The organism is Mangrovimonas sp. TPBH4 (assembly GCF_001280505.1).
In the GTDB taxonomy this organism is placed as follows: domain Bacteria; phylum Bacteroidota; class Bacteroidia; order Flavobacteriales; family Flavobacteriaceae; genus Mangrovimonas_A.
Window position 1 is genome coordinate 1 of record NZ_LBIO01000060.1, and the last position, 13,338, is coordinate 13,338.

At 40.8% G+C, this 13,338-nt stretch carries 8 protein-coding genes; 3 read left to right on the forward strand and 5 right to left on the reverse strand.

Translation table 11 applies throughout. The features are described from left to right. The coding region (locus tag ZA05_RS15300; protein WP_157514727.1) for a T9SS type B sorting domain-containing protein at positions 1-2,781 on the forward strand (2,781 nt) is incomplete at its 5' end. A gap of 78 nt (positions 2,782-2,859) precedes the next feature. Here the strand turns inward: ZA05_RS15300 and ZA05_RS15305 are convergent. The 4 genes from ZA05_RS15305 to ZA05_RS15325 all read right to left on the reverse strand — a co-directional run bounded on the left by ZA05_RS15305 (position 2,860) and on the right by ZA05_RS15325 (position 7,075). Then, on the reverse strand, positions 2,860-3,102 hold the full coding sequence (locus ZA05_RS15305; RefSeq protein WP_053992563.1) for a DUF6095 family protein: 243 nt from the start codon (positions 3,100-3,102) through the stop codon (positions 2,860-2,862). Then, positions 3,092-3,910: an N-acetylmuramic acid 6-phosphate etherase gene (gene murQ / locus ZA05_RS15310; protein ID WP_053992564.1), complete on the reverse strand. Its 819-nt coding sequence runs from the start codon at positions 3,908-3,910 to the stop codon at positions 3,092-3,094. The genes ZA05_RS15305 and murQ overlap by 11 nt, the downstream gene beginning before the upstream one ends. A gap of 184 nt (positions 3,911-4,094) precedes the next feature. Next, complete coding sequence (locus tag ZA05_RS15320; RefSeq protein ID WP_053992566.1) at positions 4,095-6,320, reverse strand: NADP-dependent isocitrate dehydrogenase; 2,226 nt, start codon at positions 6,318-6,320, stop codon at positions 4,095-4,097. A 191-nt stretch (positions 6,321-6,511) separates the two neighbouring features. Then, a complete protein-coding gene (locus ZA05_RS15325; protein WP_053992567.1) occupies positions 6,512-7,075 on the reverse strand; it encodes a pentapeptide repeat-containing protein in 564 nt (187 codons plus the stop codon). Positions 7,076-7,253: 178 nt separating this feature from the next. On the opposite strand from ZA05_RS15325, the gene ZA05_RS15330 reads away from it, so the two are divergent. Next, a complete protein-coding gene (locus tag ZA05_RS15330) occupies positions 7,254-8,570 on the forward strand; it encodes a glycoside hydrolase family 2 TIM barrel-domain containing protein (RefSeq protein WP_053992568.1) in 1,317 nt (438 codons plus the stop codon). Position 8,571: 1 nt separating this feature from the next. Continuing rightward, positions 8,572-12,309 (forward strand): glycosyltransferase, encoded by a 3,738-nt coding sequence (locus ZA05_RS15335; protein ID WP_053992569.1) that lies wholly within the window; start codon positions 8,572-8,574, stop codon positions 12,307-12,309. A 594-nt stretch (positions 12,310-12,903) separates the two neighbouring features. Here the strand turns inward: ZA05_RS15335 and rplS are convergent. Further along, entirely contained in the window at positions 12,904-13,254 is a 351-nt protein-coding gene (gene rplS, locus ZA05_RS15340) for a 50S ribosomal protein L19 (protein WP_053992570.1), read from the reverse strand. Positions 13,255-13,338: the final 84 nt, after the last annotated feature.

Here is a 13,338-nt window from a genome sequence, read left to right on the forward strand (position 1 = left end):
CCGGGCGACGAGCAGGAATCCTTTGTGCTGGAGGACAGTACGGCAGGGATCCTTGGCGGACAGGTGGGGATCGCACTGAGCTACCACCTTACGATGGCGGATGCGCAGAGCGGTGACAATGCCCTTGTGAGCCCCTATACCAACGTGGCCAATCCACAGACGATCTTTGTAAGGGCGGAGAACAGCAACACTGGCTGCTACAGCACGGTGATACTGGACCTTAGGGTGAACCCTGTCCCGTCACCGGAGGCGGACCCGGCCCCGTTGGAGGAGTGCGATGGCGACAACGACGGCTATGCGAGCTTCGATTTGGAGGAGCGCACCCAGGAGATCATCAACGGGGAGCTGGACATTGCCATCACCTACCATGAGACCCAGGGGGACGCCGAGAGCGGGGACAACGAGCTCTTGAGCCCCTACGACAATATTGTGGCCAATGCCCAAGTGGTATATGCCAGGGCGGAGAACATGCTCACGGGCTGCCACAGCGTGGTAGGCCTACAGCTGAACGTGCTGCCATCGCCGGTAGTGCCGACGGCCATCGAGGACTATGTGATCTGCGACACGAATGCGGACGGCTATGCGAGCTTCGACCTTACCGGTATGGACGCGGAGATCCTCGGTGCACAGGACCCGGCGCAGTTCGACCTTAGCTACCACCTTACCATGGCGGATGCGGAGTCCGGGGCGGCACCGATCGCCAATCCATGGGGCTATGTGAACCAGACCAACCCACAGACCGTATATGTAAGGGTAGAGAGCCTAGACAACGGCTGTGTGAGCACTGGCGAGTTCGAGATCCGCGTGGAACTGCCACCGGTAGCGGTACAGCCAACGCCCCTGCAATTGTGCGACGACGAGGTGGCCGATGAGCTGACGGTGTTCGACCTTACCGTTAAGGACGGGGAGATCACGGGCAACGAGGGCAGCTGGAGCGTGAGCTACTACGAGACCCAGGTGGATGCCGATGCGGGGACCAATGCGATCCCCGACCCAACGGCCTATACCAATACCTCGGTAAATGGAATAGCAGCCAACCCGCAGACCCTGTTTGTGGTGGTGACCGATACGGACACGGGCTGTACGGACCAGACGACACTGACGATCCGCGTGTTGCCGAACCCGACGCCTAGCCAGGACCCATCGGACATCGAACTGTGCGACGACGAGAACACGGGAGACGAGGTGGAGCTGTTCGACCTAACGGAGAACGAGACCTATATCATCAACGGTGAGGCCGGTGTATCTGCCAGTTACCACGAGAGCCTTTTCGATGCTGAGCAGGGGACCGGAGCGATCCCTGACCCAACGGCCTATGCGAACATGGCCAGCCCACAGACCATCTATGTGCGCGTTGCCAACGACATTACGGACTGCTACACGGTCGTGACCTTTGACATCTTGGTGAACCCACTTCCGGAGGCGGTTGCCGTAACGGACATCGTGGCCTGTGAGAACAACACGGACGGGGCCTATGCCTTCGACCTTTCGGAGAAGGACGAGGAGGTGCTCGGAGGACAGGACCCTGCGCTCTACGGGGTGAGCTACCACGTATCGCAGGTGGATGCGGACAACGGGAACAACGACCTTGTAAGCCCGTTCACCAATACGGTGAACCCACAGCAGATCTTTGTGGCGATCACCAACCTGGAGACCGGCTGTTCGATCAGTACCCAGAGCTTCTATGTGGAGGTACAGGAAGCGGCGGAGGCCAACCCGGACATGGAGGCCATCCTCTATGAGCTTTGCGACGACAATATGGAAGTGGACGGAGACCCGACCAACGACAGCGTACAGTTCGACCTGTCTGTGATGGATGCGGAGCTGTTGGACGGACAGGACCCAGCAAACTATACGGTGAGCTACTATGCCAGCGAGGCGGATGCCGAAGCGGGGACAAGCCCATTGCCGACCCTTTATGAGAACGTAACGAACCCACAGGTGATCTATGCCCGTGTGGACAACGATACCACACCGGACTCGATCTGCTACGCGGTTGCGGAGCTGACCCTTCAGGTGAACCCACAGCCGGTGTTCGACCTATATGACAGCTATGTGCTGTGTTTGGACACCAACGGGACCGAGGCGATAGACCCACCGGTACTGGAGACGGGGCTTACCGAGCCTGATTATCTGTTCATCTGGTACTTCAACGGCCAGGAGATTGCGGGGGCCACTGGCGGCAGCTATGAACCGACAGAAGCAGGAATCTACAGTGTAACGGTGATCGACGTGTCCACCTCTACGGTGACCATGTGCGAGCGCACGGACACCACTGAGGTGATCGAGAGCGCACCGCCGACAATCGTTGCCGAGGTGGTGACCGAGGCCTTTGCTGACAACCATATCGTGGTGGCCACGGCCAGCGGTGACAGCAGCTATGAGTACAGTCTGGACGATGGGCCATGGCAGGATAACGGTGTGTTCGAGGACGTGCCATGGGGCGAGCATGTGGTAACGGCCCGAGATATATTGGGTTGTGGAGAGGCTAGTACTAGGGTAACGGTGATGGATTACCCATTATACATTACTCCTAATGGTGACGGTTACAACGACACCTGGAACATCGTAGGGTTCAGTGAGCAATCAGCTACCAAAATCTTTATCTTCGACAGGCAAGGAAAGCTATTGAAGCAGATCTCTCCATCGGGCGATGGATGGGACGGAACGTACAACGGGGCAGCGATGCCGAGCAGCGATTATTGGTTTGTTGTGGAGTACGTAGAGCCATCGACGGGACAGAGCAAAGAGTTTAAAGCCCATTTTACCCTGAAGCGTTAGAATTTTCAAACGAAATAAATACTAAACAAAAAATCCCGAACCATATGGTTCGGGATTTTTATTTGGAAATTGGGCTAATCAATTTTGTTTTTGAAACATACTATCCATAATAGTTTTAAGTCCTTTAAAAGCAAAGTATATGGCCAAACCACATATAAAGAGTGCCGCTAGCAAAATGGGAATGTATAAAGGTTTTTCAGTATTGCTAAAAGCGATATACAAAAGGGTAGGGCCAGCAAACATGCAAATAAGTGACAATGCCATTGTTTTGATACCTTTTATTAAAATCGTTTTATTGGTGCGTTTGGTTTCAGTTTCCATGGTTGTAATTTTCTATTGCGGTACGGACATTTTTATATTTGTTCAATAATTCCTGAGCTTTGTCTTCGGATATTTGGAGTTCTTCCATTAGCATTCTGGTTCCTCTATTGACTAACTTGTCGTTACTCAATTGCATGTCGACCATTTTATTTCCCTTTATACGGCCTAATTGAATCATGGTACTGGTGGTTATCATATTAAGGACCAATTTTTGAGCAGTACCTGCTTTCATTCTGGAACTTCCCGTTACAAATTCTGGTCCTACAATAACTTCAATAGGGAATTGTGCTGTTTTGGATATAGGACTTTGTTGGTTACAAGTAATACAGCCTGTAATAATGTTATGTTGATTGCATTGCTCCAAACCTGAAATTACGTAAGGTGTGGTTCCGGATGCAGCAATACCTACGACCACATCCTTTGAGGAAATCTCGTATTGGGATAAATCTTCCCAAGCCTGGGTTGTGGAGTCTTCGGCAAATTCAACAGCCTTTCTAATGGCGGAATCACCTCCAGCAATAAGTCCGATGACCAAATCATGTGGGACTCCAAAAGTAGGAGGGCATTCCGAAGCATCTAAAATACCTAGTCTGCCACTAGTTCCAGCTCCAATATAAAAAAGACGGCCTCCTTCTTTAAGTTTGGCAACAATTTGTGAGACCAAAGCTTCAATTTGTGGTAAGGCTTTTTCAACAGCTAAAGGAACGGTTTTGTCTTCGGCATTGATGTTAGCCAATAGGTCAGAAAGACTCATTGACTCTAGGTTGTTATAATTTGAATCTTGTTCTGTTATCTTGATAAATTCCATGGTTCAAAAATACGTAATTTTAATTGCGTTAGTGATGGTAGCGGTATCCTTTTGCAAAGACTTTTGCAAAAGATATAGTGGACAGCACGCCCTTTTTGTTAAAAAAGGGAACGCCCAAATAGAAAAGAAAGGGTATAAAAAAAGGCCTCCGTTAAGAAGCCTTTTTTTGTGTGTATGATAACAATTACAATGAATTGATAATATTGTTGAAGGTTGCGCTAGGACGCATCACCTCGCTTGCCAATTCGAAGCTTGGTTCGTAATAGCCACCAATTGATACAGCCTGTCCTTGAACTTCGTTAAGCTCGGAAACAATATTCGTTTCGTTGTCGGTTAAAGTTTGCGCTATAGGTGCGAATACTGCTTGCAAATCGGCATCAGTAGTTTGAGCAGCCAAAGCTTGTGCCCAGTACATAGCCAAGTAAAAATGACTTCCTCTGTTGTCAAGTTCGTTAACTTTTCTGGAAGGTCCTTTTTTGTTTTCCAACAGTTTTTCTGTAGCGTTATCCAAAGTGTCGGCCAAAACTTGCGCTTTAGGATGGTTTTGGGTAACGGCCATATGCTCAAAAGAAACTGCCAAAGCCAAGAACTCTCCAAGAGAATCCCAACGCAAGTGGTTTTCTTCCAATAATTGCTCTACGTGCTTCGGGGCAGATCCACCAGCTCCAGTTTCGAACAATCCACCACCATTCATCAATGGTACGATAGATAGCATTTTGGCACTGGTTCCCAATTCCAAGATAGGGAAAAGGTCTGTTAGGTAATCACGCAATACATTACCTGAAACAGAAATGGTGTCTTCACCATTTTTCATGCGCTCCAATGTAAACTTAGTTGCTTCGATAGGAGAAAGGATTCTTAAATCCAATCCGTCGGTATCGTGGTTTGGCAAGTATGTATTTACCTTTTTGATCAATTCAGCATCGTGTGCTCTGTTTTCATCCAACCAGAATACGGCAGGTGTTTGAGAAGCTCTAGCTCTCGTCACGGCCAATTTTACCCAGTCTTGGATAGGCGCGTCTTTAACTTGACACATTCTCCAGATATCTCCAGCTTCAACGTTGTGTTGAATTAAGGTATTTCCTTCTGCATCAATAACGCTTACAGTTCCGTTTGCAGTGATTTCAAATGTTTTGTCATGAGATCCATATTCTTCAGCTTTTTGAGCCATTAAACCTACGTTAGGAACAGTTCCCATAGTAGTTGGATCGAACGCTCCGTGTTCTTTACAGAAATCGATAGTTGCTGTGTAGACACCTGCATAACTGCTGTCTGGAATTACTGCTTTGGTGTCTTGCTGCTCACCTTTAGCATTCCACATTTGTCCAGAAGTACGGATCATGGCAGGCATAGAGGCATCGATGATGATATCACTTGGTACGTGAAGGTTAGTAATACCTTTGTCACTATTTACCATAGCCAAATCAGCACTGTTTGAAATTACAGCATTGATATCGGCTTCCACTTCTTTACGTTTGTCTTCCGGAAGTTCTTCCAATTTAGCTAATAGGTTTCCAAGTCCGTTGTTGGCATCAACTCCAATAGATTTAAATGTTTCAGCATGTTTGCTGAATACTTCCTTGAAGTATACTTTCACAGCATGACCAAAGATGATAGGATCTGACACCTTCATCATGGTTGCTTTCATATGTAAAGAGAATAGAATGTTTTGATCTTTAGCATCTGCAATTTGAGCTTCCAAAAACTCCAAAAGCGCCTTTTTGCTCATTACAGAAGCGTCGATGATTTCACCTTCCAAAATAGGGAAGCTATCTTTTAAAATGGTTTCATTTCCATTAGCATCTGTATGAACAATTTTTACAGAAGTAGCATGATCTAAGGTTACCGATTTTTCATTGTGAGCAAAATCACCATGGTCCATAGTGGCTACATGCGACTTAGAGTCCTCCGACCAAGCACCCATAGAGTGCGGGTTTTTTTTAGCATAGTTTTTAACTGCTTTTGGTGCGCGTCTATCAGAATTTCCTTCACGCAATACTGGATTTACAGCACTTCCCTTGATCTTGTCATATTTAGACTTGATGGTTTTTTCTTCATCAGATTTTGGTTCGTCTGGATAATTTGGAATATTGAATCCTTGACTTTGCAATTCTGAAATGGCTCCTTTCAGCTGAGGAATGGAGGCACTGATGTTTGGAAGTTTAATGATATTGGTTTCAGGTAACTTTACAAGCTCTCCTAATTTTGCCAAAGCATCTTCAACTTTTTGGTCTTCGGTTAATGCTTCTGGAAAAGTTGCCAAAATTCTGCCGGCCAATGAGATGTCCTTGGTTTCTATATTAATTCCTGACGATTTTGTAAACGCCTTAACTATTGGTAAAAATGACTGTGTAGCTAATGCAGGAGCTTCGTCAGTTTTTGTATAAAATATTGTAGGATTGTTTGACATTTAAGGTTTGTATTTTAATTAATTTAAAACGCGCTTTTTTCAAAGCCTTGCAAATATACAAAAATCAACAAGTTATTTACGGTAGAGTAACAATAGGTTGACAATTTGAAAATATCATAGGTTTTGCTAAAGAAATGAAAGGGAATTTTTAAGGAAAATTCAAATAAACTCAACTATTTTTCGTACTAACTTTAATCTATTTTAATCCCTAAATGAGAAAGTAATCCCAACACCTGATCTTTTGAGAATTTGGCCCCTTTTAGCTGATTGTGTTCGGGATTGAAATTGTAATTGAATGAGGTTCTAAAATCAGTGCCTTTTAAATTGGTTTGGTCAAACTGACTGTTTTTTAGATCACAATTATGGAACACCGCTTTTGAAAGGTCGGCTTGAGTGAAATCGCAATTTTGAAGATTACAATCCATAAATTGAATGCCTTTTAAATTTAAATTATAAAAGGATGCAAAGTTCAGTTGGCAGTTGCTGGGGGTGAAATTTAGCAAAAAGGGATCACACTTATGAAATTGTGCTCCCGTGAGTTTGCAGCCTGTAAAGGAAATTTCTTTTAGAGACGTATGAGCCATGTTTACGTTGCTTAAATTACAGTTTATAAACTCACATTCCATGAAGGAAATATTAGAAATATCTCCTTCAGAAAAATTGCAATTATCGAAAATACAATTGTCATATTCACCCTTTGGAAGTGGAGTGTTCCCGAAATCTTTGTTTTTGAATACCTGGTCAACCACGCTCATACACTTTGAAGTTCTTTTGTAGCGAAAGTAAGTAAAGTTTGAGGATTATCCATTAATCTGTTTTATTTGACGTTTATCAGATATATTTAAAAAGGCTCTTTAAGATTTGATACATTTAAAATTTCATTTCAAAAGTATTTTATGTTTCTGATTTTCAATGTTTAAAATAATTTCTTGTATGAAGCGCCTTTCAGTTTCCATTGTATTGGTAATTCTTATGTTGTCGACGTTTTTATATGTCAATCAGCCCAGTAGACATATTATGGACGAAAATGCGACGGTGAGGATTATTGAGACTGAAAAAGGCTATGAAATTATTAGAAACGGGAGGCCATTTTATATCAAAGGAGCAGGAGGTAAACCTTATTTCAAAGAGCTTTCCGAGGCAGGGGGTAATACATTACGATTGTATGATACAATTAATACTGCTAAGATACTAGATGAAGCATTAAAATATGACATAGCTGTTATTTTGGATATCCCGTTGCCAGATTATAATCGATATGCGTGGGCGTATGAAGATAACTCTAAAATTGAATTGATGAAAACTAGGATTAGGGACTATGTCATGGAGCATAAAGACCATCCTGCATTATTGATGTGGAATTTGGGAAATGAGCTCATGTTTCCATTTAATTTCGGGAATAATGAATTTATAGATGCATTTAATGTAATGGTGGATCAAATCCATAAAATCGATTCCAATCACCCAGTGGGAACTACAGTGGCTGGAGCTTCCAGAACACAAGTGTTGTCAATTCATTTTAATACATCCTTGGACATAATTAGTTATAACATGTTTGGGAATTTAAGGGACTTACATCGAAATCAAACGCAACTTAATCTAGTGACTAATCCTTTGCCCTACTATATAAGTGAGTGGGGGATACATGGACCCTGGGAATATAAAAAAAATTCTCTTTGGAATAAAATATATGAACCAACTAGTGTGGAAAAGGCGGAACTGTATAAAGAACAATATCTTTCTTATATCGATGCAGATAGAAAGGGGGTGGGGAGTATTGCATTTTATTGGGGAGACAAATATGAAGGCACCCCAACCTGGTTCAATATCATTGATGAAGAGGGACGCAAGTCCAATGTGTATTATGCTTTAAAAGAGGTCTGGAGTGGTGAAAAGTCTGAAGAAGATGCTCCATATATTACCAAATTCCTTTTGAATGAAAAAGTAGATTCAGATCTGCAGCTATATAATCCTAAGGATACCTTGGATGCTGAGTTAAAGTTAGAAGGATTTAGTTCAAAATATACCTTTAAATGGGAAGTTCTGAAGGAAGGGGTAGGTTTTGGAACTTCTTCTAAACATGAAATTAATTTACTGGTCAAGGATACTATTCCCATAAATAAAATGTCAAAAATCCAATTCCAAGCTCCTGAAGAAGAAGGGGCATATAGATTAATGGCATATGTATATGATGACCATAAAAATTTTGCAACGGCCAATATTCCATTTTTTGTCTTAAAGAAGGATTAATATGCAAATTGAAGCTCCAAATAAAAAAGAAAAACGTAACCTAAGGCTATTGATTGTTATAGGGGTAATCAGCATTCTTAATTTTTTGTATTGGTTTTTTAAACCAGATTTGGTTGAAAACAAATTTTTGTTCGTATTGCTTACCTGTGTGATTCTATTTGATGTTTTCAGGATCATTTACATATGGTACCATTATTGGGATTTATCGGTTCCGGAAAAACCAAAATTGACAAAGGGCTTTCATGTCGATGTTTTTACCACCTTCTGCCCTGGAGAGCCCATTGAAATGGTTGAGAAAACTCTTTTGGCAATATGTAATATGGAAGTGCCACATACAACTTATTTATGCGATGAGGAGGGAAATACTCGATTAAAAGCATTTTGCCAAGCACATGGCATCATTCATGTTACAAGAGATAATAGAAAAGATGCTAAGGCCGGAAATATTAATAATGCCTTAAAACAGGCGACGGGCGATATTTGTATCATTTTGGATCCAGATCATATTCCTGAATCTAACTTTATTGCAGAAACACTGCCTTATTTTGAAGATGAAGAGATTGGTTTTGTACAAACTGTACAAGGTTATTACAATCAAGATGAATCCTTGGTAGCAAAAGGAGCTGCCGAGCAGACCTATCTTTTTTATGGCCCCCTAATGATGACCATGAACTCTTATGGCACCGTGAATGCCATTGGAGCCAATTGTGTGTTTAGGCGTGAAGCTCTGGATTCTATTGGAGGTCATGCAACGGGATTATCGGAAGATATGCATACTAGTATGCAGCTTTATGCTAAAGGATGGAAATCGGTGTATTTGCCAAAAATGCTTACCAAAGGTTTGGTGCCTAGCAGTCTTGAAGCCTATTATAAGCAGCAGTTGAAATGGGCCCGAGGTACTTTTGAGCTACTTGTTAGTGTGTATCCCAAATTGTTTTCAAAATTTACCTGGAGGCAAAAATTACACTTTGGCATTTTGCCGCTTCATTATTTAACAGGCTTTATCTATCTATTTTGTATGCTGATTCCAATTTGGGCTCTTTTCTTCAGTACCTCACCATGGAAAGGCAACATCTATAATTTTGGGTTCATTACTCTTCCTGTTATCTGTAGCCTTATAGGAATTAGAATGTACGTTCAAAAGTGGCTTGTGAAACGAGAGGAAAGGGGAGTGCATTTTATTGCAGGTTTATTGATGCATTCAGCTTGGTGGGTATATATACTGGGGACCGTATATACCTTAATTAGAAAAAAAGTACCGTACATAGCTACGCCTAAATCAAATTCATCCAAAACAAATTTCAGACTTGTTTTACCAAATTTAATTTTTGGTGCTCTGTCAATAATTGCAATTATCTATGGGCTACAAAGAGATTTTACCCCATTCTCAATTTTTATGTCTTGTTATGCGCTTTACAATGCCTTTGATATGTTCTATACCTTGGCCTTTGCCTATGGAGGAAGCGTAAAGCGGAAAGCTCAAGACCAAAGTTTAATTTCTAGATTCAATTCAAAAATCTTCAGTATCTGGCAAAAAACTGCAGTTCCGGTGATGATGCTTTTGGTTTTGGCAAGTGGTTTTCTACTTTTTCAAAGTGAACGGATAAAGCTTAGAGGTTTTAGTGCTACCATTCAAACTGAAAAGGAACCTTATAAAATGTTGGGGGCTTTTGTTCCGAAAAAAGATACTGGATTTACCGAACTTGAGGAGGCGTCTCAGTTTTCTGCAGAGCTTGGTTCGACTTTGGATATTATATCCTTTTATGTGGCATGGGATAAAAAGGAAACAGACATTTCACAATCCTATTTAGATTCCATTTATACCCAAAACGCCATTCCTATGATTACTTGGGAACCATGGATTCATACGTTTGAAAAGGATAGTCTTCAAGAGAAAAACGTATTTCAACTAATTAATGAAGGCGAATTTGATTCCTATATTTCCCAATTTGCAGTGAAATTGCGAGAACTTAAACATCCCGTGTATTTACGATTTGCACACGAGTTTGACAATCCCTTTTATCCTTGGTATAATGATGGGGAGAAAGCAGCCGAAGAGTATAAAAGGGCATGGAGACATGTATATCTTAAATTTATGGAAGCTTATGCTAGCAATGTCATTTGGGTATGGAATCCTTGGAAGGCAGACAACATCAAAGCGTTTTATCCCGGAGATCATTATGTGGATTGGGTGGGGGTAAACGTGTTAAATTATGATGTGGATTCTATTTCTGACGAATCGAAAAGTTTCAAGATGATGTTTGATCCTTTCCATATGGAACTTGAAGAAGTTTGTGATAAACCTGTCATGATTTCAGAATTTGGCTCTTTGGGAAGTGAAGAGAATAAGCGCAGGTGGATCAATAGTGCATTTCGTTGTCTGAGAGGAGAGTTTGACGAAATAAAGGCCATTGTGTTTTTTAATTCAAGTCTCGATGACAATCACCCTGAAGGATATGAAGCCAATGAAACTTTTGATTGGAGTATAAAGGGGAGTAAGGTTGCCTATAAGCATTTTAAACCCAGAAATACCTTGGATGTAAAGCTTGGTACAACTGGTCTAAACAAATTGAATTTAAAGCATTCCAATGAGGAGAATAGCAATAGAGATTTTATGTTAAATACCTCCCAAGGGGTTAATATTAAGAAGGGACAAAACTGGAAAACGGACTACCATGTTTTAACTAGGGAAAGGCTGGAAGAGGATTTCGCCGAAATGAAAGCTCTGGGTATCAATACCATCAAGTTCATGGAGAATGACACATATGATTACAATTTGCTAAATATTTCCAGTGAATATGATTTAAATGTTGTCTATAGCTTTTTTATTCCGGAACAGATTGATTTCCTGAAGGATTCATTGGCCACTAAAAATTTAAAAAAACATATTATTGAGAAAATTCAAGAAAGAAAAGAAAATAGCCATGTTGTTTCTTGGGCTATCGAAAATGATATTTTAAAGTACCAAAAAGGTGTTTATGGAATAGAAGAGCAGTTTTTTCAGAATAAAGCCTATTTGAATTGGTTGGATGAATTGATTTCAGAAATAAATACTGTTGATCCCGATCGGCCACTTTCTGTGACGGTTACTGTTAATAATGAAGGTCTCAGAAGTTTGGAAAAACTTGAACAGGAACTCCGAAGTGATTTTATGATTGGGTTACATGTGGTAAATAGCGACTATTATGCACCCATGACCAATTATTTGGCAGAGAATGATATGGATTTCTTAATTTCTGATATCGAGGTTAAAAGTCTAATGAGATTAAAACCTAAGGAAACCTCAGTTTGCCTTTCGGAATGGCAGGATAGATTTGAGGTGAACAGAGTTACCTTTGATGGTTTGGTTGATAGAATGGGAGGATTTAAAAAGGAGTATTTTGACTATGTTAGCTATACCAGTTTAAATGCAAATTCCCAAAAAGCACCAACAGTAAAAGTTTTAAAACCCTATAAAATTTTAACTCCTGGATATGATTTCACTTATAGTGCTATGGAATATGATGACAGTTTAGGTTGGCACGTTCCAGATGAAGGTGATCACCCTTCGGAATTTGAGTGGTCGTTGGTAAAAACCAATTCCAAAGGCGATTTTTTAACCATTAACAGTGTAGGGAGCTCCCAAAAGGTGGATATTGAAATGCCAAGAAATTACAACGATTATAGACTTCTGCTTACCGTAAAGCGAGGAGAAATTTTGTATAACTATTTAACGCGGTTGGATTACAAAAATGAATAAAAACAAAAGCCATATCATTGTAGATTAACTACCTTGACATGGCTTTCTGAAACAGTTACTGCGTGACCTAATTAACATACTGTTAAATCAGCCGACTAGAACTCACGCTCTCATCGTCCTTTTCAATTCAAGTTTCACTGTTTCAATGAAACACTTACTAACTTTCAAAATGTATTGCCGTGTTAATAAATGTTTCAATTGTTTTTCTTGATGTATAACTATAAAAGGATTATACATTGTTTCCTACCTAAACAATCACTTTCGCTTTTGTTTCCTTTGGAAACTTTCAATTTTACTAGTTATTGACTGTTTGCACATTCAGTACTTTTTAAAATATCATGGTTTATAAAAACCTCGAAAAACAATTTATAAAGAACGTTGTCTTTATACGTTTCATATAAATTCAAATTTAAACCATTTGAAACCAACCAAAAAGCTGTTATTAAAACGTTATACTAATATACGACAAAAAGTACTGATTTCAAAGAGATTAGATCTCTAGTTGATAACTTGTAATCAACTTGAGTTGTTCACATCAGTTCATAAAAAAAGCCTTGAAAATTCAAGGCTTTGTATTGTAAGTAGATTAAAAAATTATTTTCTAACCTCTTTAATTCTAGCTTTCTTACCTGTAAGACCTCTAAAGTAGAAGATTCTTGCACGTCTAACTTTACCTCTTTTGTTAACTTCAATTTTTTGAAGCGCCGGCAAGTTAATTGGGAAAATACGCTCTACACCAATTGTTCCAGACATTTTTCTGATGGTGAAAGTCTCAGAGCTTCCAGAACCTTTACGTTGCAATACAACACCTTTAAAGAACTGTGTACGTGTTTTAGCACCCTCTTTAATTTCGTAGTAAACAGTGATAGTATCACCAGCTCCAAACTCAGGGAAATCTTTTTTTGTTACAAATTCGTCTTGTACAAATTTTACTAAAGAATTCATTTCTTTTTAATTTAAATGGTTATGTCCAAACCAACATTCACGGATATCGCCAGAGGTTAATCTGAAATTGGCTGCAAAAATAGT

What these genes read in the sequence shown, in the direction of transcription:
- ZA05_RS15305 (WP_053992563.1), bottom strand. Translation starts at nt 3,102, where the DNA reads ATGGAAACTGAAACCAAACGCACCAATAAAACGATTTTAATAAAAGGT.
- murQ (WP_053992564.1), bottom strand. Translation starts at nt 3,910, where the DNA reads ATGGAATTTATCAAGATAACAGAACAAGATTCAAATTATAACAACCTA.
- ZA05_RS15320 (WP_053992566.1), bottom strand. Translation starts at nt 6,320, where the DNA reads ATGTCAAACAATCCTACAATATTTTATACAAAAACTGACGAAGCTCCT.
- ZA05_RS15325 (WP_053992567.1), bottom strand. Translation starts at nt 7,075, where the DNA reads ATGAGCGTGGTTGACCAGGTATTCAAAAACAAAGATTTCGGGAACACT.
- ZA05_RS15330 (WP_053992568.1), top strand. Translation starts at nt 7,254, where the DNA reads ATGAAGCGCCTTTCAGTTTCCATTGTATTGGTAATTCTTATGTTGTCG.
- ZA05_RS15335 (WP_053992569.1), top strand. Translation starts at nt 8,572, where the DNA reads ATGCAAATTGAAGCTCCAAATAAAAAAGAAAAACGTAACCTAAGGCTA.
- rplS (WP_053992570.1), bottom strand. Translation starts at nt 13,254, where the DNA reads ATGAATTCTTTAGTAAAATTTGTACAAGACGAATTTGTAACAAAAAAA.